The organism is Acinetobacter sp. 102 (assembly GCF_037028485.1).
Taxonomy (GTDB): Bacteria; Pseudomonadota; Gammaproteobacteria; order Pseudomonadales; family Moraxellaceae; genus Acinetobacter; species Acinetobacter higginsii.
Map to the genome: position 1 here is coordinate 25,273 of NZ_JAZEZK010000019.1, position 21,804 is coordinate 47,076.

Consider the following 21,804-nt stretch of genomic DNA (forward strand, 5'->3'; position numbering starts at 1 on the left):
CAATATATAAGTAAGCTACTCGGGATTATAGCGATTGTCAGTGGACTTGTGAAATGTAAATTCTTATACGAGTGTATATACAAATATATATACATATGTATAATAATTAGCAAACAACCAGAGTAAACCTGCTCATGCAAGCAATTGAAAAGAGAAATTCTCTATTTAATTCGTTGGCTCACAGTGTGATGAACAGCCATGACGCCAATTTTTGGTTACAGAAAATCAATCCATTGTGGTCGATTAATCAGTCTCTTGCCAAAATCGTAAAAAAACAAATCGTGGCAAAAGACACCGTCAGTCTTATTCTGCAATGCAACCGCCATGTTGCTCGTGGTGTTGCTGGGCAGCATCATCCTGTAACAGTTGATATCGCAGGTCGCCACTACGAGCGTACCTATAGCTTGATGCAGGTGGATGCCGATCATCTCTGTTTAACCGTAAAAAAAGTGGATCAAGGCCTAGTTAGTTCTTGGCTGGTTGAAGGCAGTCAAACCGGAGATATCTTACGTTTAGGGCAGCCTTATGGTGAGATGCAGCAGACCGTTGCAACCCCTCATTTAGTATTGCTGGCAGCGGGGAGTGGTATTACCCCGATGCTAAGTTTGATTGAAGCGTTATGTCAGTCAAAACAATTGAATACAACATCCGTCCAATTGATGTATTGGGTCAAAACCCATGCCGATGCAGCTTATGCAGAATATCTGAAAGAAGTATCTGAAAATTTTTCAAATTTTAGTGCCCAAATTTTTTATACCCAAGAACAAGATCAACGTTTAAATCAAAGCCATGTTGATCATATTCGTGATTTAGCTGAAACCACAGTCTATGCCTGTGGACCATCGGGTTTTGCGGCAACAGCAGAACGTTTGTTCCAAGACGCTGCAGCCTTACAAACTGAAGCTTTTAGCTTGAGTCAATTTGATGTGGATGCAGCGGATACAGGCTTTATCAATGTTACGTTGACCCAATCCAATAAGACCATCGCCATTCCTAAAGGCCAATCGATTCTGTCTAGCTTAGAACATCAAGGCATCAAGCCAAATCATGGTTGTCGTATGGGGATTTGTAATAAATGTGCCTGTAATAAAGCACAAGGCGCAACCAAAAACTTATTGAATGGTGCTGCCAATAATGAACCAACACAGCTATTAAAAATTTGTGTCAATTCAGCCCAGTCTGATCTTGTGATTGATCTATAAGAGAGTAATTGATTATGAACATGCCTGTTAAGATGGAATTTTTTAAAAATCCCAAAAATCGTGATTTAACTGCTGCAGAATTAGATGCTTTTGCTCGTGAACTCGATCAAATCAAACAAGAAGTATTAGATGATTTAGGCGAGAAAGATGCCAAATATATTCGCCGTGTCTATTCCACCATTCGTTATAGCAGTCTGGCTGGGCGTGCTTGTTTATTTCTAGGCTGGTTTCCTCCAGCATGGTTACTCGGTACAGGCTTACTCGGTTTCGCCAAAATCATGGAAAATATGGAGTTGGGCCATAATGTCATGCACGGTCAGTATGACTGGATGAATGATCCGAAGTTTAATGGTCAAACCTATGAATGGGATACGGTAGGAACTTCGGATAACTGGCGTCAAACCCATAACTATAAGCATCATACCTATACCAATGTAAAAGGTATGGATGATGATGTCGGTTATGGTGTATTCCGTTTGTTTCCTGAACAGCGCTGGTCGAAGTTCACTTTAATTCAGCCGATGTATATCGTGCCATTTAGCCTGTTATTCCAATGGGGGGTCGCAGTTCAAAATCTTGAATTGGGTAAGGTGCTTTATAAGCGTAAAACCATGGCGCAATTCAAACGTGAATGGCAGCCTGCACAAAAGAAAATCCTTAAGCAAATGTTTAAGGACTATGTGTTCTTTCCATTGATTGCTGGTCCTGCGGCGATTCCAGTATTTACTGGTAATTTGGTGGCGAATGGGATTCGTAATGTTTGGACATTCAGTATTATTTTCTGTGGTCACTTTACCAAAGATGTTGAAGTATTCCCGAAAGCCGTATTGCAAGATGAAAGCCGTGGCCATTGGTATATGCGTCAGATCCGTGGTTCATCCAATCTGACTGGTTCAGAAGCCTTCCATATCTTAACGGGACATTTGAGCCATCAAATTGAGCATCATTTATTCCCTGATATTCCTGCACGTCGCTATCGTCAAGTTGCACCGAAAGTACAGGCGGTTTGTGAGAAATATGGCCTGCATTATAACAATGCCAGCTTTGTGAAGCAGTTTGGTGAAGTGGTTGGGCGTATTTTTAAATATGCACTGCCTTTTAAAAAGTAAGCGATAACGCCTAAAAAAGCCCTGTATGCATATGCTTCAGGGCTTTTTTATTTTATTTCTTCTTTTTGGAAATCCACATGGTAATGGTGGCATGGAATACTTTTTCATTGTGTTGATCGAGTACATCAACATTCACCAGATATTCACCTGCTTTGTCCCAATCGTAATGCTCATCAACAGGGCTAGCAATCGCAATCAGATCAGTTTCAGCCTTCTTTAAATATTCAACCGTCATGCCTTTGGGAATCCAGCGATGGGTTGTGGGTACCGTCACTTCAGTCATGGTTCCACCCGCAAGTTCAGCCATGTTACACATCGCGATTGCATGTACCGTACCAATATGATTCAACACGCTCCGTTTTTTCTTGATACTAATTTTGCAGGCGTTAGGTTTAAGTTCTTCAAACAGCGGGGAAATACTACTGAAATACGGCGCTTTAAGGCACAACATTCGGGTGAATGTCCATTTACCTGCAGGTAAGACAGAGACTTTGTTCCATAGATCTAGCGTTGAGGCCATGATGAAGCTTCCTTTAACAGAATTAAATTCTTTTACAGAATATAATTCTGTTTACAAGCTGTGGTCAAGTCATACACAATAGTTCCGATTATTGGTCATTTTGATGAAAGCATGCAGGCAGCTCAGCAATTATTAGAACGTTTATATCCACAACGTAGATCCTTATTAAAACGCCAGATTTTATCGGATGCCTTGTCCTGTTTTCTTGAATATGGTCTGGAAACGACCAGTATCGACATGATTCGAGCGAAGTCAGAGAGCAGTGTCGGTGCGATTTATCATCATTTTAAAAACAAAGAAGGCGTGATTGCAGCACTGGTGTTTGCTGCATTGGATGATCAGGCGCAGCTACGTGATCAGTATTTACAACAAGCAAAAACACTCAAAGAATTGCTCTATGCACTGATTTATAGTTATACCGACTGGGTTTCTGATCAGCCCAAGTTCGCGCAATTTCTTTTGCTCGCTCATCTGAGTGTGCGACAGGGTGAATATCGACAAGTCTTAAATGACAAAAATAAACTCAGAAATCAACACATCATTGCGCATATTTCCAACTATGCCGATGCCAGTGTATTAAAATCAGTGCCAGCAGAGTTGATGATGTCTTTGGTGATCGGTGCCAGTGAAAGTTATTGCCGTGCTTGGTTGTCTGAAAAAGTATTGACCAGTCCAACGGCTTATCGGGAAATACTGGCACAAGCGGCTTGGGATTCATTACAACATTTGAGCCAAGCTTAATCAAATAACAACAATCAGGATCATTATTGATGAGAGCAAATCATCAGAAGATACAATTTACAGGGGCTTGTTTGTGTGGGGCGATCAGCTTTCAGTTCCATCTGGCAAAGATCAAAATGATGTATCGCTGTTATTGCAGCCTATGCCGCAAGCAGAGTGGTGCTGCATCGAATGCCTCCACCTTTGTGCAGACGGAATCATTTCAATGGCAGCAAGGCGAGCAGTTGATTCAGACTTATATTAAAGATACTGGTTTTAATAGTAGTTTCTGTAGGCAATGTGGCTCACCTGTACCGAATGCGCTAAAGATCAACCCAAAGGTGATGTGGATTCCTTTGGGATTGATTCAGGAAGATTTTAGCCCAGAGCTCGAGCTAAATTTTTGTGTGAACTCTAAAGTGAGTTGGGCTGAGACGCATCCAAAACTTAGTGAATTTGATGAGTTACCCAATAGCATTGAGTTGACACAGTATTTTGAAATCAATCAATAAAAAGCCGAATGCGGACATTCGGCTTTAGGGTATTAGAAATCAAACGAGGTCTGTAAATAGTAGGTCCGAGAAGGGCCTGCGTAGATGCCACCAACCTGATCTGCGGAACGGGTGTAATAGTCTTGATTAAATAGGTTTTTCACACCTAAGCCAACTTTTAAGCCTGACAGAGAGGTATCGGCAAAGTCATAAGCGGCGCGAACACCAACAATACCGTAACCCGGAATATTGCCATAACGACCTGTACCATCATTGTTATTTCCTGAGGCCGTTTGACGCGACTGTGCATAGACATTGGTGTTGAAGGTCCATTGATCACGTTTGTAATCCACACCCGCATTTCCGATCCAGTTTGAATAGAAATCCAGTTCATTGCCTGAGTCTTGACCTGCCGATGCGGTTGCTTTGGTATAGGTGGTATTGGCATACATCGAGACATTGGCTAGGTCATCATTAATTGCACCTAGATTATATTTAAAGCCGAGTTCAGCGCCTTTATGCTTGGTCGCCCCCAGATTTGAATAGGTTTGTGTAGCATCATCACGCTTGAGCTGATCGGCGAAATCAATATAGAACAGGGTAAATTCAAGCGATAAATAATCGTCCAGATAATGTGTGCCGATTTCATAATTATCTGCTTTTTCAGGATTTAAACCGTCCATAGTCAAATAAGCACCTCTGGCATTGGTATTGGCCATTTGACTATATTGCAGTGGAGCAAATGATTTACCGTAGTTGGCAAAAATATTCCATTGATCATTGGCTTTGTACATCACCGCAAAGCTTGGCAGTACAGCGTCATAGGACTTGCTGGCATTCACGCCATTCAGAACTGAATAATCACGGTTTAACTTATACATGTTCTCATTGGTTTTAATTCGCTCGAAACGAATCCCAGGCGTGAAGGACCATGCGCCTAAATCGGTACGGTTATCGACATAGACGGCATGCGCTTCGGTGTCGCCATCCGCTTTGGTCCAGCCATAAAAATCACTTGGGCCTGTGTCACGGTTATAATTGGCGCGATCAACGGATTCACTGCTCGTTTCCTTTAAATAGCGATAACCGACAGACACTTCATTCAGCGTATCGCCGAGCTGAAATGCATGTGAATAACGTGGTTCAATGGCAGTCACTTTATAATCACGTGGGGCAATCTGATAAAGACTGGAACCGCTGCGCTCTACACCTGCATCACGATAACTATCGAGGTGGTAAGCGAGTACCTCAAAGGCATTGTTGTCTTTTTTATAATTATATTTCAGTGAGATATCATTACGGTTGCCTTCCATATAGTCATGGTTGCGTAAAGACTGATAGGGATTTTGCGCATACTGTGCAGGCGTTAAACCGCCAGGCATATCCACCTTGGCTTCATAACGATGCAGATTCGCTTCAATGCTTGAATAATCATCTAAGGCATAGCGGGCTTTTAAACGTAGATCATTGATATTGGCATAATCATTTTGATCACGATAACCATCACCATTCACCCCAGAATAGAGCAAAGCTAGACCGAGGCCATTGTCTAAAGTGGTTCCAACAAACAGGTTTGGGTTGACTTTTAAATTGCCATTTTCAGCCACTTCCGTGGTCATACCGACACTGGCTGCAAAACTTTCTGGAATGCTGCGCGTATTAAAATTGATAATGCCACCGACGTTTTGTGGCCCAAAGCGGACGGAGCCAGCCCCACGAACCACATCAATCAACTCCATATTGCCCAAGGTGGTTGGGGCCAATGAAAGCTGAGGCTGTCCATAGGGCGCTACTGCTAAAGGGACACCATCGATCATCAGTTGCGAACGAGGTGAAAATCTTGAGGTTAGGCCACGGACACCAATACTTAAAGAGGCATCGCTGCCAGAGGTGCCTGAGTTTTCAGAGACCTGAACACCGGGAACTGTACGCAACGCTTCTTTCACTGAGGTTGTGCCGCGTGCTTCTAAACTTTGTTGATCAACCACAGTACGGGCGCCGGGATGGTTGAGCACTTTTTTGGCATTGGCTTGTTCTAACCAGTTGCCCTCAGCTTGGATGGAAATGGTTGCCAGCGTTTGTGTGGTATTACTTTGGCTGTCATCAGCAAATGTTGTCGTTGCAACGCAGCTGATCAGTGCTGTGATGGCACAGCTTAGGGTAGAGGGCTTAAATTTTGAAAAAGAAACAGGATGAGAAAACGAACACTTCATAAGTTGATTGCCCAGCATCTGAATTGGAGGAGTTATTTTTGCGCCGCCATCTTAATTGATTGTGGTTCTCATTTACAGAAATTATTTAGTTAAAATTAATTTAATTTTTACATAAAATATATAATTTTTTTTGTTAAGGGGTAAAATGTTGCGGGGTACACTGAATCAAGATTTTGATTTAATTTAGATTGTGGCTTATCGACTATATTCGCTATGAAAGAGATAAAACGCCGAACTTAAACGTTCGGCGTTTTATATTTAAAAATCATATGATGTTTGCAGGAAGAAGGTTCGTGGTTGGCCCACATATTTACCGCCTGTGGAGTCAGATGAGCGGGTATAGTATTGCTTGTCAAACACGTTCTTTATCCCACCCGCTATTTTTAAGCCTTTGAGTTGATTGCTAAAGTCATAGCCTGTGCGTACGGCAAAAGTTGAATATCCAGGAATGTCACCTGTGCGGCCATCTGCGGTTTCTTGCGTTTGATAAACATCATCTGAACCCGGTGCATGTTGTTTGGACTGCGCAAACATGTCTGCATTCACTGACCATTGATCAACTTGATAGGCTAAACCGAGGTTACCCACATGGCGTGAATAGAAGGGCAAATCTTTGCCTTCAAACTTGCCCGCTTCAGACGTTGCTTTGGTAAAGGTGTAATTCCCGTAGACCTTGAGACCCTCTAGCGCATCAGCCAGTTGACCGAAATCATAGCTGATTCCTGTTTCAACACCTTTATGACTAGTTGCACCTAAGTCTGTCCAAACCCCTGTACCGATAGCATCAGGACGTTCTAACATCAATTCTTTATCAAAATCTAAATAAAAGACCGTCAACTCAGCACTTAAACCATTGCCTAAATATTTAGTTCCGATTTCATAGTTTTTAGATTTTTCAGGATGTAATCCATCCAGCGTCGTTGCAGCAGTATTCACACCACCAACAGACTTAGTCGTAACGAGTTGGTTGTATTGCTGTGGACCAAATGAAACACCAGCATTGGCAAAAATATTCCAGTTCTCATTGGCTTTATACAGCACCGATAAGCTTGGTAAGAGCTCGTCAGATTTGATTTTTGGATAAACAGTATTGGTGGCGCTACCATCTTGATAAGCTGTGAAATCATTATGGGTATCAATCGATTCAAAACGAACCCCAGGTGTAATCACCCAATTCGCGAGGCCAAAACGGTTGTCGATATAAAAGGCATGCGCTTTGGTACCGCCGTCACTGGTGGTATTGGCGATACGTTCACCGGGTGTCCCTGTGAGCGTGTTGTAAGAAGCCGTGCGTCCTGAGAACTCAGAACTTTCTTCCTGTAAATAACGATAGCCAATGGTCACTTCGTTATCCATTCCCGCCCAACGATAGGCACGTGAATAACGTGGCTCAATCCCAAAATATTTATAATCGCGAGGAGAGTTACTAATACGGCTGGTACCATTATTGGCAACGGACTCTAAGTCACTGGTACGGAAAGAATCAACGTAATAACCCAACACTTCAAAGTTATTCAATTCATCTTTATGGCTATATTTCACAGACACATCGGAACGGCGACCCGCAAAATAGTTGCGGCTTTGATTGGATTGATACGGATTATCTGCAAATTGAGCCGCCGTTAAACCTTCAGGCATCTCGCCACGGCCTTCATAATGATGCAGATTGACTGCGATGGCATCCTGATCAGTCCATTGGTAGGCGGTTTTTAACATGACATCATCGATATCAATTTTATTATTGGCTTCGCGATAGCCGTCACCTTTGCTGCCTGAATAAAGCAGAGCCATACCCAAACCATTGTCGAGTGTGCCACCAATAAACAGATTCGGTGTGTACTTGAGTTGGTCTGTTCCTGTTGCAAACTCAGTGGTTAAGCCAACTGAACCTGAAAATTCTTTGGGGATTGACCGTGTTGCAAAGTTGATGATCCCACCCACGTTTTGTGGCCCAAAACGAACAGAACCTGCACCACGCACCACATCGACCGATTCAATATTACCCATAGAAACTGGGGCTAATGATAATTGCGGCTGGCCATATGGGGCAAAAGAAAGTGGAACGCCATCCATGAGTACGGTGGAGCGGGGGGACAAGCGTGAGGTAAGACCCCGTACCCCAATATTTAAAGAAACATCACTGCCACCCGTACCATTGCTGTCTTGGACTTGCACCCCAGGAATTTGTTTTAAAGCATCACGAATTGAGGTGGTGGCAATCTCATCCAAACGTTTGCGGTCAATAATGCTACGTGCGCCTGCATGTTGTTGTACTTTTTCAGCATTGGCATCGTCTAGCCAATTGCCTTGTGCCTGAATTGAAATCGTCGCAAGCGTTTGTGTTTCAGCGGGTTGTGCTTCATTGGCAAAAGCCGCATGAGATACACCACTCAATGAAATGGCAATAGCTAGACTTAAAGAAGAGGGCTGGAATTTAATCAATGATGTCGCTGTATTGGATGCAATTTTCATATCAGGAGGCGAATGCTATAAATTTCCCGAATCTTAATCAGTTATTGCGCTGAATGAAATAAGAATGATTATCACTTATAACTATGGAATGAGTTAAGTTAATTGTTTTTTTACTCAAGATATTTTTGGCTATTTCAAATAGCAAAAAACCGTGCTTAAGCACGGCTTTTTATTATTGTCAGAGCTATTATTTAAATTGGATTGAACCATTGGCACTGACCGTGATTTTTGATTCACCTGCTGCCATATCCTGAGCAGGGGCTGCTTCAGCCATGGCAAACTTGGCCATGCCGCCGCGCATCATCGGTTGCGGGAAGTAGTTGCTGGTATTCAGGTTTAAACTCACAAGATTGTATTGGCCTTTATTCCATGCTTGGGTGATGGCTTGTGCGCGTTGCTGGAAGTTCTTCGATGCTTCAATCATCAGCTCATTTTCAACTTTTTTACGCTGTTCATCCGACACGGTGAAGTTAATCGATTGGGTCTGCAAGCTTTGCTGTAATTCACTGATCAACTGGCTTGCAGCTTTAAAGTCTTTACTTTCCAGTTGGATTTCCGCGCGGGCACGCCATTCTTTCAATTTATTGCTGTCATTGTCATACACAGGGTAGGTACTTTGTGCGCCTGTTTCGACTTTGACCTGTGAATATTTGCGTGCAATTGCTTGCGCTTGATTCATCAGTTGGTTGATTTGATTTGAGAGTTCAGCAGGCTGTTTATTGCTTTTCTCAACATAAAGCACGGCACGCATTTCATCATTGGCAACCTGACGTGATGCGTCTGCTTGGATATTCACAATGTTGTAGTTCAAGTTCTCATTCTCGTGAGCAAAAAGGCTTGGGCTCAATGCAGCCCCGATCATTAATGTAGCAAGTGCTAAAGTACGCATAAAAATGTCCTTAGAATTTGATATCGAAAATTTATTTTTACCAGTTTGATATTAAAAAGAACTGATGTTGAACTTCTGCATATTTTGTGGTGACTTTGTAAGAGATTAGCAGTGTTTTGCAACAGGAAAATAAAACAAAAAATATTTAAAATCAGATTATTAAGTGCAGTAATTTGACCATTTATCTAAAAACGCAGGCGGGATTAAAAAAAGCTTACTTTCTTTAGCTTGTCACATAGTATGATGATAATCCATCATAGTTATTGGAATGAAATATTTTTTCAATAATTTAGATGCATGTAAGACACAAAAAGTGTTTATTTTATTTCAAAATTAGGTATCATCTCGCTCCTAGTTGAAAGATATAAACAAGTGTCTGCACTAGATTCTAAAAAGCACCGAGTCAAACGACCGCAAGTCACCAGACTTATTTCTTTTACCCATATCAGAGATGGTAATTCGATATGAGCGTTACTTCCGTAAATCCTGCCGCTAATGCAACTAACGAATATTATCTGACTCGCCAAAGTCAGATGGAATCGAATGTTCGTAGTTATCCACGTAAATTACCGTTAGCGATAGCAAAAGCACAAGGCTGTTGGGTTACTGATGTTGAAGGTACAGAGTACCTTGATTGTTTAGCTGGGGCAGGAACATTGGCTTTGGGCCATAATCATCCTGCGGTGATTCAAAGTATTCAAGACACATTGGCAAGCGGTTTGCCATTGCATACTTTAGACTTAACGACTCCTTTAAAAGATGCGTTTACTGAAGCGCTTTTGGCTTATTTGCCAGGCGGTCAAGAAGAATATTGCCTACAATTCTGTGGTCCATCTGGTGCAGATGGTACAGAAGCAGCGATTAAATTAGCGAAAACTTATACGGGTCGTAGCACAGTGATTAGTTTCTCTGGTGGCTACCATGGTATGACGCACGGCGCGCTTGCAATGACAGGTAACCTGTCAGCGAAGAATGCGGTGAATGGCTTAATGCCTGGCGTGCAATTTATGCCATACCCACATGAATATCGTTGCCCACTTGGTTTAGGTGGGGAAGCAGGTGTTGACGCTTTAACTTACTTCTTTGAAAACTTCATTGAAGATGTTGAAAGTGGTGTAACCAAGCCTGCAGCTGTGATCCTTGAAGCGATTCAAGGTGAAGGTGGTGTTGTTACTGCACCAGTAAAATGGTTGCAAAAAATCCGTGAAGTGACTGAAAAGCACAACATCGTTTTAATCTTGGACGAAGTTCAAGCTGGTTTTGCACGTTCAGGTAAAATGTTTGCCTTTGAACATGCTGGAATCGAGCCTGATGTTGTAGTGATGTCTAAAGCGGTAGGTGGTAGTTTACCACTTGCAGTATTGGGTATTAAACGTAAGTTTGATGCTTGGCAGCCTGCGGGTCACACGGGTACTTTCCGTGGTAACCAACTTGCGATGGGTACAGGTTTAGCATCACTTCAAGTGATCAAAGAACAAAACCTTGCTCAAAATGCGCAAGAGCGTGGTGATTTCTTACAAGCAGAGTTCAAGAAACTTGCTCAAGAATTCCCATGTATTGGTAACGTACGTGGTCGTGGTTTGATGATCGGTGTTGAGATCGTTGATGAGCGTAAACCTGCGGATCATATGGGCTCATTACCTGCTGATGCACAATTGGCTGCTGCAATTCAGACTGCTTGTTTCAACAATAAATTATTGCTTGAAAAAGGCGGCCGTAACGGTACAGTAATTCGTTTGCTTTGCCCGTTGATTATCAATCAAGAAGAGTGCGTAGAAGCGGTTGCTCGTTTCAAGAAAGCTGTTGCTGAAGCATTAAAAGCAGTACGAGGCTAATTCATGGTTGATTTTGCAGAACATCGTAAAGCGTTACTCTGCAATGATGCTCAATCTATTGCTGACTATCAGTCAGCAATGGGCGAGGCGGTAACTGCCGTTTCAGCATGGTTGCAAAATGATAAAATGTACACTGGCGGTAGCATTAAAGATTTGCGTGAAGCAATCTCTTTTGCACCTTCAAAACAAGGTTTAGGTGTACAGCAATCATTACAACGTATGGTTGAGCTTTTTCTCAACAAAAGCTTAAAAGTACATCACCCACATTCACTTGCACACTTACACTGCCCAACCATGGTGATGAGCCAGATTGCGGAAGTGTTGATTAATGCAACCAACCAATCAATGGACTCATGGGATCAAAGCCCAGCGGGTTCTTTGATGGAAGTGCAACTCATTGATTGGCTTCGCCAAAAAGTGGGCTATGGTGCAGGTCAAGCTGGTGTGTTCACGTCTGGTGGTACACAGTCAAACTTGATGGGTGTATTGCTGGCACGTGACTGGTGCATCTCGAAAAACTGGAAAGACGAAAATGGTAAGCCATGGTCGGTTCAGCGTGATGGTATTCCAGCAGAAGCAATGAAAAACGTCAAAGTCATCTGTTCTGAAAATGCACATTTCTCTGTGCAAAAGAACATGGCGATGATGGGTATGGGCTTCCAGTCTGTTGTCACTGTTCCTGTGAATGAAAATGCACAGATGGATGTTGATGCACTGGAAAAAACCATGGCGCATCTTCAGTCTGAAGGCAAAATTGTGGCCTGCGTTGTTGCAACAGCGGGTACGACAGATGCTGGTGCAATTGATCCACTCAAGAAAATCCGTGAAATTACTACGAAGTATGGTTCATGGATGCATATTGATGCAGCTTGGGGCGGTGCACTGATTCTTTCAAATGACCATCGTTCAATGTTAGATGGAATTGAATTATCAGACTCAATCACGCTGGATTTCCATAAGCATTATTTCCAAAGCATTAGCTGTGGCGCTTTCTTGTTGAAAGACGAAGCAAACTATCGCTTTATGCATTATGAAGCAGAATATTTAAACTCTGCTTATGATGAAGAGCATGGTGTACCTAACCTTGTGTCTAAATCATTACAAACGACACGTCGTTTTGATGCATTGAAATTATGGATGACGGTTGAAGCATTAGGCGAAGAGCTTTATGGTTCAATGATTGATCATGGTGTGAAATTAACACGTGAAGTTGCAGATTATATTAAAGCAACAGCGGGTCTTGAATTGTTGGTTGAACCACAATTCGCTTCAGTCCTGTTCCGTGTCGTACCAGAAGCTTATCCTGCTGAATTTATCGATAGCTTAAACCAAAACGTGGCAGATGAATTGTTTGCTCGTGGTGAAGCGAATATTGGTGTAACTAAAGTGGGTAATGTTCAATCATTGAAGATGACCACTTTAAGCCCAGTTGCAACACTTGAAAACGTTCAAAACTTGCTTGCACTTGTGTTGGCAGAAGCTGATCGTATTAAAGATGCAATCGCTGCAGGAACTTATGTTCCAGCGATTGATTAATTTCAATCTGGCACATCCATCAAAATAAAAAAGAGGTCTGAATAGACCTCTTTTTTATTGCGTCTTGGAACTGAATATATAAATCAGCTAGGCCGCAAAAATAGCATTGAATCCCATTTTTCTTAAAAGTCGACGATACATACTTGAGCTACGGTCTGCTGGAAAATGCGCTTCCAACGATAAATCCAGGGGGAGATATTCAGGTTTTTGGGTTTCGACAATCAGCCGGTCTTCTTCAAAAATCTGTAAATTGAATGCATAGGCATCCTCAACAGGTAAATCTTTATCATAATTACGGCAGATTGGTGCAAACAGGCGAGTTTGTCGCGCGCTTACAGGAGAGGCCGCGTTCATAATCACCTGTTTACTTTGATTCGGAAAATGGATGGTCAGCGTTGCAGTAAAAGGCAGGTTGATTTCAAAATGTCTGAGCCAGTTAAAATTGTCCTGCCCACGTTGCGCTGTGCCAATCGGATAGCGTCCGACACTGCTGATATAATCCGCATTGAAGCCATAACTGGTTTCTGTGGTTATATAGTCGGGTACTTCAACATCATCAGGGTCACCAAAAGTATCAGGATGTACCCATGCAAAATGTGCGACATCAATAAATCCTTCCAATTGTCGACCCGCAAAGCAATTTAAGTCTACAAAAGGACATACCAGTTGCTGGTAGTCTGCATCCTCCCAGTACGGCATGTCAGGAATAACAGGTTTATCATCTTGGCGAGCTGCTAAGCAACACCAGATCAGTCCATACTTTTCAGTGGCAGCATAGGTGCTTAGATGAAAGCGCTCCGAGATTTTATGCTGCGGATGTGCTGGAATACGGTTGCATTTGCCCGCATGCCCAAAGCGTAATCCGTGATAGCGACAGACAATACCTTGCCCGTCATGACGGCCCAAACTAAGAGGAACTCCACGATGTGGGCAAACATCTTTTGCAACAATCAGTTCATCTCCCATTTTGTAAATCACCAATGGCATATCCAGTAACATGGCTGCTGTTGGTTGCTCTGAAATATCACGAGCGAGTGCAATCGGATACCAGTGCTGAGCAAGTAGCTGCCAATCGTGCTCTGAAAAGGTCATGTGTACAGGTAAATCCGTATGCTTAAACGTTGTAATCACTTTGCTGTTCATCTTCTTATCTTCTGGCTCATTGGTATTGAATATAGCGAAGCCAGCTGTTCTAAGAAATTTCAATTAATTGAATGAAGTGTCGTAACTTTTAGAACACAGAAATTGAGATGAAATTACATAAAGGTATGCATTTGGCTTGCTGTTTAGTTGCATTCTGTCCAGCATCTCTACGATGGTTTTTTATGATGACAAGGTAGAAAATTGTCACTGTTCTGCACAAACTGTGCATCTTTAATCTAAATCAGAAATAATTATGCATAAACTGTGATGCACAAATTCCATATTGTAGTGAGAGATGCTCAATATTTTGATGGATAGATGTCATCACTTTTGCACTTGAGACCTAGAGCTGAGGTCGGATCAGGCAAAACATCATGATTACAATGAATAGAAGGAACAAGGCATGCAACACTTGAATATGCAAAATCAATTTAAACTGATTATTAACGGTCAATCTTGTCTCGGTGAAGCAGGCGAACTTGAGATTATCAATCCTGCAACAGCTGCTGTTGCAGCAAAGTGTGCACAGGCTTCGATTGCACAGGTGAATCAAGCGATTGAGGCGGCAAAGCAAGCTTTTGGAAGCTGGCAACGCAGTTCTCATGAGGAACGCAAAAGCATACTGAATAAGATTGCGGATGGAATTGAACAACATGCCGAAACTCTGGCAGAGTTGATTGTAGTTGAGCAAGGCAAACCTTTGGCATTGGCACAAATGGAAGTGCAGGGTGCGATTGGCTGGACACGTTATACTGCAAGTTTAGAAATGCCGGTTGATATTATTGAAGACAGTGAACAGAAGCGAATTGAACGTCATTATCAGCCCTTAGGTGTGGTAGCTTCGATTACGCCGTGGAACTGGCCGTTGATGATTGCGGTGTGGCATATCATGCCTGCCTTACGTGCAGGCAATGTGGTGATTAATAAACCATCTGAATTTACCCCTTTGGCGACTTTAAAGCTCTGTGAAATTATTCAACAAGAAGTGCCTGCAGGTGTGATCTCAATCTTGCTGGGTAAGGGCGACGTCGGTGAGGCGTTATCGACTCACGCTGATATCGCCAAGGTGGTTTTTACAGGTTCGACTAAGACGGGTCAGCATATTATGTCAGGTGCGGTAAAAACCTTAAAACACCTGACCCTAGAGCTGGGTGGCAATGATGCGGGGATTGTTTTACCTGATGCCGATCTTGATCAAATAGCCAAGCGAATTTTTAACGTGGCATTTTTAAATGCTGGGCAGACCTGCGCTGCTTTAAAACGTTTATATGTGCACGAAAGCCAATATGACGCTTTAGCACAAAAACTGGCTGATATTGCCAATGCCCAAAATGTTGGAGATGGCATGGCTGCCGAGACTACCTTTGGACCTGTGCAAAATCAGCTGCAATATCAGAAAGTAAAAGCCTTAATTGCCGATGCGCTTGCGCAAGGTGCCAAGGCGCTGTCGGGTGATCAGACTATACCTAAGCAAGGCTATTTTATTGCGCCAACGATTTTAACTGGACTGGATGAAAGCTGCCGAGTGGTGCAAGAGGAGCAGTTTGGCCCCGTGTTACCGATTCTAAAATATCGTGATATTGATGATGCAATTGCACGGGCCAATGCCAGTGAATTTGGATTAGGCGGTTCAATCTGGTCTTCTGATTTAAAAGCTGCACAGTTCTACGCCTCACAATTGCAATGCGGTACAGCATGGGTCAATACCCATGCAGAGATTGTTCCACATGCGCCGTTTGGTGGTTGGAAAATGTCGGGTGTAGGTGCTGAGTTTGGCATGGAGGGTTTGCTTGAAAATACCGTTGGACAAACTGTGCATATCAATAAAATTTAAACCTTCATATTTTTAAGGCGGATCTAATATCCGCCTTTTTGTTTTTATGCATGGTGCTGCTTAAAACTAGGTTTATGTGGCTGGATGGTAGCTGTGACCCTTAGTTTTGCTGAGAAAGTGATTCTGTTCTTTGATTTTTTTTAACACAATGTAAGATTTGATATGTCCAATGAAACCATAAGACAGTAGTCGCTCTGTCACGAATTGGGACAGCTGTTCCAGATTTTCTGCGACGACTTTTAAAATAAAATCAGCATCGCCGCTAATTGAAAAAGCATCCTGAATATTGTCCTCAGCTTCAATTAAGTCCTGAAAGGCCTGTTGTGACTTGGCCTCGTGAATACGTAAGTTAATGTGGATCATCGCGGTAACCTCCAAGCCTAAAGCTTGTTGGTGGATGCGGGCGGCATAACCTAAGATCACGCCTTTTTGCTCCAGTAACTGTCGTCTTCTGGAACATTGTGATGCCGATAAACCGATTAAATCTCCAACTTCCTGATTGGTGAGCCGTCCATTCTTTTGTAGGGCCTGAATGATTTGCCAGTCGAACTTATCCATTGCATAAAATCCTTTTATGATACACAAATATTGTATTTTTATTAAAATGCGTTTTTATTATGCACGAAATTTAACAGGTAGATGAAATATTATTTTTCTATGGAATAAAAAATTGACTTGAAAGGATGTAGAGCAATGTTCATAGAAATCGGTGATTTTTTAAATCTTCGTCTAAAACAAATGGGTATCCAACATCTGTTTGGTGTACCTGGTGATTTTAACCTTTCTTATCTCGAACAAGTTGAGGCGGATACCCAACTCGAATTTATTGGTAATTGTAATGAATTAAATGCGGCTTATGCTGCTGACGGTTATGCACGTATTAACGGTTTTTCTGCTTTGACAACGACCTATGGGGTCGGTGATTTAAGTGCGATTAATGGTATTGCAGGTGCTTATGCTGAGAATGTGCCAGTGGTGCATATTTCAGGGATTCCGCCTTTACATGTGGTTCAGAAAGGAACTCTAGTTCATCACACTCTGGTGGATGGTAACTACGACAACATCATGAACTGCATGAAAGAGTTCACTGTTGCACAGACCCGTCTAACCCCAGCTAATGCCGTCTCTGAAATTGACCGTGTGTTACGTCAATGTTTCCTTGAACGTCGACCTGTACATATCCAGTTGGCATCGGATATTACTCACGTAAAAATTGAAGTGACAGATCGTTCACTCGATTTATCTTACCCGAGGGTTGAGCCAGAGCTGTTACAAAGTGCAGTCACCAAACTGTGTGAGGTGATTGCGCAAGCCAAGCGACCAGCGCTGCTGATTGATAATGAAGCCTCTGTTTTTGGGATTACCTCACTACTGGATGATTTATCCAAAAAATGTTCGATTCCTTTTGCCAGTATGCTGACCGCTAAAAATATTATGGATGAGGGTTCACCGCGTTATGTGGGAACCTATGTCGGTGGTGCAAGCCAAGCGCATGTGCGTCAGGCCATTGAGCAGTCTGATTGCTTGATGGGCATCGGTGTGCGTTTTACTGATGTCGGAACTGGGGTGTTTACCCATCAAATTGTCACTGAAAATTACATTGAAATTAAACCTTATGGTTTGACGATTTTTGGACAGGATTTCCCTGGTATTGAAATTGGACAACTTCTGGTGGAGCTGAATAAGAAGGTTGCACCACGGAAGTTAAGCCAGCCGATGCTGGAGCAGCAAGCACAACAGATACTTGAGGTGCCTGAGCAGCAAAAGCTTAGTCAGGATATTTTGTGGAGTTATATTGCGGGCTTTCTTAAAGATGATGATGTGATTATCGGCGAAGTCGGGACCTCTAATTCAGCCTTGGCAGGGCTAAAGCTACCGGCAACCGCGAAATATATTGCTCAACCATTGTGGGGGTCGATTGGTTATACCTTGCCTGCCTTATTAGGCAGTTTATTGGCTGCACCAGAACGCCGCCAAATCCTATTTATTGGTGATGGTTCATTTCAGCTCACGGTACAGGAGCTTTCGACCATTATCCGTCATGGTCTCAAGCCAATTGTTTTCTTACTCAATAATGGTGGCTATACCATTGAACGTTTAATCATGGGCGAGAACGCGGCTTATAACGATGTTCAGGACTGGAAATATAGCGAGATTCCAAATGTTTTTAACGGTAGCCAAGACTATAAAAGCTGTGTGGTAGAAACCGCAGGTCAGTTAAAGCAGGTTTTGGATAATATGCATCAGTTCGACGGAATGACCTTTATTGAACTTAAACTCCCAGCCATGGATGCACCATCCAGTTTGAAAAAATTTGCGTCAGTGATTGCACGCTTTGATTATGGCGATCGAGGCTATGAAATCTTAAAACAACGTTCCCAAACATTACCCATTAAAAAAGCAATTTCCTTCTGATCAGACGAAAACTGGAAAATCTTCAACTTTATAAATTGATAAGAGAGCGAATCAGATTTGGAGCTTCATGCTGAGCTTCGAATCATGCGCTGTATAAAAAAGGTGTACAGGATGTGACACACACATTGGAGATAACGTGATGGATGTAAACAATAAACATGAGTTAAAACAAGGATTGTCCAATCGACATATCCAGCTGATTGCGCTCGGTGGTGCGATTGGTACAGGATTATTCTTGGGTCTTTCGCAAACCATCAAACTGGCAGGGCCCTCTATTTTATTAGGTTATGCGATTGCTGGTGTGATTGCATTTTTAATTATGCGCCATTTAGGGGAAATGGTGGTTGAAGAACCTGTGAGCGGTTCATTTAGTTATTTTGCCAATAAATACTGGGGCCGCATGGCAGGCTTTATGTCGGGCTGGAATTATTGGGTGCTGTATGTGTTGGTCAGTATGGCTGAACTGAGCGCCATCGGGACCTTTATTCAGTTTTGGTGGCCAGACGTGCCCACATGGCTGACTGCCTTGGTGTTCTTTGTGCTGATTAATGCCATTAATCTGGTCAATGTCAGATTCTTTGGTGAGTCCGAATTTCTGTTCTCCTGCATTAAGATTGTTGCGATTTTAAGTATGATCGGTTTTGGTGCTTATTTATTGCTTTCAGGTTCTGCGGGTCCACAGGCGGGGATTGCCAATTTATGGCAACACGGTGGCTTTTTTCCACATGGCACGCATGGCTTTATTATGGCGCTTGCCGTGATCATGTTTGCCTTTGGTGGGCTTGAACTGATCGGAATTGCCGCAGCAGAAACCAAAAATCCTGAAACCACTATTCCTAAGGCGGTGAATCAGATTGTGTACCGTATTTTGATTTTCTATATTGGTGCAATCGGGATTTTACTCTGTCTTTATCCATGGAATATGGTGGCGGAAGGGGGCAGCCCTTTTGTGTTGATCTTCCAGTCTTTGAATAGTAATGGGGTTGCCAATGTCCTCAATTTTGTGGTGTTGATTGCAGCGGTTTCTGTTTATAACAGTTGTATTTATTGTAATAGCCGTATGTTGCATGGCTTGGCCGAACAGGGCAATGCACCTGCGATATTGAAAAAAGTGAATGCGCGTGGAATTCCGGTTCCTGCGGCGATTGTCTCTGCTTCGGTTACGGCGATATGTGTGTTGGTCAACTATTTAATTCCGGGTGAAGCCTTTCAGTTATTCATGATGCTGGTGGTTGCAGCATTGGTGATTAACTGGTTAATGATTTCCGTCACCCATTTGAAATTTAATAAAGCAATGCGCCTGAAACAACATCAAACCAAATTTAAAAGCATCTGGAGCCCATGGAGTAATTATCTCACCATCAGCTTTGTCTGCTTTATTTTGATTATTATGGCGATGACCCCTGATATGCGTTTGGCTGTTATTCTTGGACCGATCTGGCTGGCGATTTTAGCGGCGATGTATATCTTTAAATATCGTAAAAAAATGCTGGTTCTGCCCGAAGCACAGTCCAATCTTTAAATCAAAAAAGGCACAGTAAGGTGCCTTTTTTTTTATTGCATCAAAGTTGTATTGATCTAGAAGGGTGGAAACTTGTCCTGAACCAGATTGAGTTGAATTCCATGCTCTAAATAGGCTTTCAAGCTATCTACGACGGTGGTGAAGCCACCCGTATTATCAATAATAAAGGCAATCAGCTCATCACCTTGTAAGGGGATATTATAATTTTGAATTCTGAGATAGGTTTGATCGTCATTGATCGCTTCAAAGATAAAATCAACCGTACTGCTCGGCTCGCCCCATTGAATCTGAATCAATTCATTGGTAATGATTTTTGTCACCTTTACGTTTGCCGAAACTTGGTATTTTTCCCAAGTCCATTCAACCGTTTTTCCTTGTTCAAGTGGTGCTGTTGCCGAACTAAACCAAAATTTTGAGGTGATTTCTGGATCAATAAATGCTTCAAAAACGCTGTGGGCCGGTTTACGAATCAGCATTTGTGTTTCAATTATGACAGGATTTAGCATTGTATCTGTTCTTTTTGATAGGGAATTGTCATAAAACATATATAAACTGGTTGCTCTGCCCAAGATGCTTTTTGTTAAGCTGAATGCGCGAGTGTTCTTTTAAATCCGATAAAATTCAATATCTAAACGTTATTTTCTGAGTGTAATCGAGTTCCGAGCTGCAAAAAATAAAGCAGAAAATATGACTTTATGACCAATAATTTTCTAAAAATTGAGCTTAAGAAATGGCTATCACAAAAGCGTCATAAAGTTGTCACTTAATTGTCATATTATCTGCTCAAAATGCAGTTAACCAAAGTACAACACTTAACTTAAAAAGAGTTGTAAACCAAATTGCATAAATGAGAGAAAACAGAATGCGCTTAAATCCACGTCACATCGCAATTGCATTAGCTGTATCTGGGGCAACTGTAGCAACGACTGCGAATGCAGCTCGTGATACGATTCAAATTGCTGGTTCATCTACTGTATTACCGTTTGCAAGTATTGTTGCTGAAGAGTTTGGCAACACATTCCCACAGTTCAAAGCACCGGTTGTTGGTTCAGGTGGTACGGGCGGTGGTTTGAAGCAATTCTGCCAAGGTGTAGGTGATAACACCATCGACATCGCAAATGCTTCTCGTCAAATTAAAGACACAGAGCTTGATGCATGTAAAAAATCTGGTGTAAACCAAGTACAAGAAATTAAAGTGGGTTACGACGGTATCGTATTTGCATCAAATGTTAAAAAAGCAGCGTATAAATTAAAACCAATCCATGTATTCACTGCATTATCTGCACAGCTTCCTTCAAATGGTAAATTAGTTCCAAACCCATATACAACTTGGAACCAAATTGATAAATCATTACCAAATGAGCCGATCACTTTAGTTATTCCTGCATCTAACCACGGTACGCGTGAAGTTTTCCAAGAGAAAATGGTTGATGCTGGTTGTGAAGCATTTGATTACTACAAAGCTTTAAGTAAAGACGATCAAAAGAAAGCATGTTCAACCTTCCGTAAAGATGGTCGTGTGATTGAAATTGCGGGTGACTATACTGAAACTCTAGCTCGCTTGAAAACTTCTCCAAATGCAGTCGGTGTATTTGGTCTAGGTTTCTATGATTCAAACCGTGATAAATTACGTGTAGCGACTGTAAATGGCGTGACTCCATCTGAGAAAACTGTACTAGATGGTAGCTACCTTGTTTCGCGTCCATTGTTCTTCTACGTGAAAGGCGAGCACTTGAAATCAATCAAAGGCTTACCGCAATACACAGAATTCTTCTTAAACAAGAAAATTTCTGGTAAAGGTTCTAAATTAGAAAAAGCGGGCTTGATTCCTTTAAGCGACAAAGAGCGCGCAAAAATCCTAGCTGATTTCAAAGCTGGTAAATCAGTTAAGTAATATTGTTAA

Annotated in this window: 17 protein-coding genes; 10 read left to right on the plus strand and 7 right to left on the minus strand. The window is 42.2% G+C overall.

Going from position 1 to position 21,804, the window contains the following annotated elements:
* Window positions 1-134: 134 nt before the first annotated feature.
* The gene (locus tag WA352_RS17135) at window positions 135-1,202 is read left to right on the plus strand and encodes a ferredoxin reductase (protein WP_004801312.1); all 1,068 of its coding nucleotides are present in this window, start codon (window positions 135-137) and stop codon (window positions 1,200-1,202) included.
* 14 nt (window positions 1,203-1,216) lie between these two features.
* Window positions 1,217-2,311, plus strand: a complete 1,095-nt coding sequence (locus tag WA352_RS17140; protein ID WP_070076810.1) for a fatty acid desaturase family protein — start codon at window positions 1,217-1,219, stop codon at window positions 2,309-2,311.
* Window positions 2,312-2,363: 52 nt separating this feature from the next.
* Here WA352_RS17140 and WA352_RS17145 read toward each other — a convergent pair whose 3' ends face one another.
* Complete coding sequence (locus tag WA352_RS17145; RefSeq protein ID WP_005323026.1) at window positions 2,364-2,831, minus strand: hotdog fold domain-containing protein; 468 nt, start codon at window positions 2,829-2,831, stop codon at window positions 2,364-2,366.
* 111 nt (window positions 2,832-2,942) lie between these two features.
* Here WA352_RS17145 and WA352_RS17150 point away from each other — a divergent pair, with 111 nt between their 5' ends.
* Entirely contained in the window at window positions 2,943-3,572 is a 630-nt protein-coding gene (locus WA352_RS17150; protein ID WP_241272827.1) for a TetR/AcrR family transcriptional regulator, read from the plus strand.
* Window positions 3,573-3,601: 29 nt separating this feature from the next.
* A complete protein-coding gene (locus WA352_RS17155; RefSeq protein ID WP_336143412.1) occupies window positions 3,602-4,063 on the plus strand; it encodes a GFA family protein in 462 nt (153 codons plus the stop codon).
* Window positions 4,064-4,095: 32 nt separating this feature from the next.
* Here the strand turns inward: WA352_RS17155 and WA352_RS17160 are convergent, their stop codons facing one another.
* From WA352_RS17160 to WA352_RS17170, 3 genes are all read right to left on the minus strand, one after another.
* Entirely contained in the window at window positions 4,096-6,273 is a 2,178-nt protein-coding gene (locus WA352_RS17160; RefSeq protein ID WP_336143414.1) for a TonB-dependent receptor family protein, read from the minus strand.
* A gap of 240 nt (window positions 6,274-6,513) precedes the next feature.
* On the minus strand, window positions 6,514-8,727 hold the full coding sequence (locus WA352_RS17165) for a TonB-dependent receptor family protein (RefSeq protein WP_336143416.1): 2,214 nt from the start codon (window positions 8,725-8,727) through the stop codon (window positions 6,514-6,516).
* A gap of 187 nt (window positions 8,728-8,914) precedes the next feature.
* Window positions 8,915-9,616 carry an SIMPL domain-containing protein gene (locus WA352_RS17170; RefSeq protein ID WP_241334007.1) on the minus strand — a complete coding sequence of 234 codons (702 nt, stop codon included), beginning with the start codon at window positions 9,614-9,616 and terminating at the stop codon, window positions 8,915-8,917.
* A gap of 464 nt (window positions 9,617-10,080) precedes the next feature.
* Here WA352_RS17170 and WA352_RS17175 point away from each other — a divergent pair, with 464 nt between their 5' ends.
* On the plus strand, window positions 10,081-11,451 hold the full coding sequence (locus WA352_RS17175) for a diaminobutyrate--2-oxoglutarate transaminase (protein ID WP_004652118.1): 1,371 nt from the start codon (window positions 10,081-10,083) through the stop codon (window positions 11,449-11,451).
* A 3-nt stretch (window positions 11,452-11,454) separates the two neighbouring features.
* Window positions 11,455-12,987, plus strand: coding sequence for a pyridoxal phosphate-dependent decarboxylase family protein (locus WA352_RS17180; protein ID WP_005202314.1), 1,533 nt, complete (start codon window positions 11,455-11,457; stop codon window positions 12,985-12,987).
* Between the two features lie 87 nt (window positions 12,988-13,074).
* Here the strand turns inward: WA352_RS17180 and WA352_RS17185 are convergent, their stop codons facing one another.
* Window positions 13,075-14,130 (minus strand): Rieske 2Fe-2S domain-containing protein, encoded by a 1,056-nt coding sequence (locus WA352_RS17185; protein ID WP_336143419.1) that lies wholly within the window; start codon window positions 14,128-14,130, stop codon window positions 13,075-13,077.
* 403 nt (window positions 14,131-14,533) lie between these two features.
* Between WA352_RS17185 and WA352_RS17190 the strand changes: the two genes are divergently transcribed.
* Window positions 14,534-15,964 (plus strand): aldehyde dehydrogenase family protein, encoded by a 1,431-nt coding sequence (locus WA352_RS17190; protein ID WP_336143421.1) that lies wholly within the window; start codon window positions 14,534-14,536, stop codon window positions 15,962-15,964.
* A 72-nt stretch (window positions 15,965-16,036) separates the two neighbouring features.
* Here WA352_RS17190 and WA352_RS17195 read toward each other — a convergent pair whose 3' ends face one another.
* A complete protein-coding gene (locus WA352_RS17195; RefSeq protein WP_336143423.1) occupies window positions 16,037-16,522 on the minus strand; it encodes an Lrp/AsnC family transcriptional regulator in 486 nt (161 codons plus the stop codon).
* A gap of 135 nt (window positions 16,523-16,657) precedes the next feature.
* On the opposite strand from WA352_RS17195, the gene WA352_RS17200 reads away from it, so the two are divergent.
* On the plus strand, window positions 16,658-18,379 hold the full coding sequence (locus WA352_RS17200) for an alpha-keto acid decarboxylase family protein (protein ID WP_336143425.1): 1,722 nt from the start codon (window positions 16,658-16,660) through the stop codon (window positions 18,377-18,379).
* Window positions 18,380-18,518: 139 nt separating this feature from the next.
* Window positions 18,519-19,901: an amino acid permease gene (locus WA352_RS17205; RefSeq protein WP_017402412.1), complete on the plus strand. Its 1,383-nt coding sequence runs from the start codon at window positions 18,519-18,521 to the stop codon at window positions 19,899-19,901.
* Between the two features lie 56 nt (window positions 19,902-19,957).
* On the opposite strand, the gene WA352_RS17210 is transcribed toward WA352_RS17205, so the two are convergent.
* Window positions 19,958-20,407, minus strand: coding sequence for an SRPBCC family protein (locus WA352_RS17210; protein ID WP_005202319.1), 450 nt, complete (start codon window positions 20,405-20,407; stop codon window positions 19,958-19,960).
* 356 nt (window positions 20,408-20,763) lie between these two features.
* Between WA352_RS17210 and WA352_RS17215 the strand changes: the two genes are divergently transcribed.
* A complete protein-coding gene (locus WA352_RS17215; protein WP_004801282.1) occupies window positions 20,764-21,795 on the plus strand; it encodes a substrate-binding domain-containing protein in 1,032 nt (343 codons plus the stop codon).
* The last annotated feature ends 9 nt before the right edge of the window (window positions 21,796-21,804 follow it).

Excerpts from the sequence above, each read along its gene's own strand:
- WA352_RS17155 (WP_336143412.1), top strand. The coding sequence starts at position 3,602 with ATGAGAGCAAATCATCAGAAGATACAATTTACAGGGGCTTGTTTGTGT.
- WA352_RS17135 (WP_004801312.1), top strand. The coding sequence starts at position 135 with ATGCAAGCAATTGAAAAGAGAAATTCTCTATTTAATTCGTTGGCTCAC.
- WA352_RS17145 (WP_005323026.1), bottom strand. The coding sequence starts at position 2,831 with ATGGCCTCAACGCTAGATCTATGGAACAAAGTCTCTGTCTTACCTGCA.
- WA352_RS17170 (WP_241334007.1), bottom strand. The coding sequence starts at position 9,616 with ATGCGTACTTTAGCACTTGCTACATTAATGATCGGGGCTGCATTGAGC.
- WA352_RS17215 (WP_004801282.1), top strand. The coding sequence starts at position 20,764 with ATGCGCTTAAATCCACGTCACATCGCAATTGCATTAGCTGTATCTGGG.
- WA352_RS17190 (WP_336143421.1), top strand. The coding sequence starts at position 14,534 with ATGCAACACTTGAATATGCAAAATCAATTTAAACTGATTATTAACGGT.
- WA352_RS17160 (WP_336143414.1), bottom strand. The coding sequence starts at position 6,273 with ATGCTGGGCAATCAACTTATGAAGTGTTCGTTTTCTCATCCTGTTTCT.
- WA352_RS17195 (WP_336143423.1), bottom strand. The coding sequence starts at position 16,522 with ATGGATAAGTTCGACTGGCAAATCATTCAGGCCCTACAAAAGAATGGA.
- WA352_RS17205 (WP_017402412.1), top strand. The coding sequence starts at position 18,519 with ATGGATGTAAACAATAAACATGAGTTAAAACAAGGATTGTCCAATCGA.
- WA352_RS17175 (WP_004652118.1), top strand. The coding sequence starts at position 10,081 with ATGAGCGTTACTTCCGTAAATCCTGCCGCTAATGCAACTAACGAATAT.
- WA352_RS17140 (WP_070076810.1), top strand. The coding sequence starts at position 1,217 with ATGAACATGCCTGTTAAGATGGAATTTTTTAAAAATCCCAAAAATCGT.
- WA352_RS17185 (WP_336143419.1), bottom strand. The coding sequence starts at position 14,130 with ATGAACAGCAAAGTGATTACAACGTTTAAGCATACGGATTTACCTGTA.
- WA352_RS17165 (WP_336143416.1), bottom strand. The coding sequence starts at position 8,727 with ATGAAAATTGCATCCAATACAGCGACATCATTGATTAAATTCCAGCCC.
- WA352_RS17150 (WP_241272827.1), top strand. The coding sequence starts at position 2,943 with ATGCAGGCAGCTCAGCAATTATTAGAACGTTTATATCCACAACGTAGA.
- WA352_RS17200 (WP_336143425.1), top strand. The coding sequence starts at position 16,658 with ATGTTCATAGAAATCGGTGATTTTTTAAATCTTCGTCTAAAACAAATG.
- WA352_RS17180 (WP_005202314.1), top strand. The coding sequence starts at position 11,455 with ATGGTTGATTTTGCAGAACATCGTAAAGCGTTACTCTGCAATGATGCT.
- WA352_RS17210 (WP_005202319.1), bottom strand. The coding sequence starts at position 20,407 with ATGCTAAATCCTGTCATAATTGAAACACAAATGCTGATTCGTAAACCG.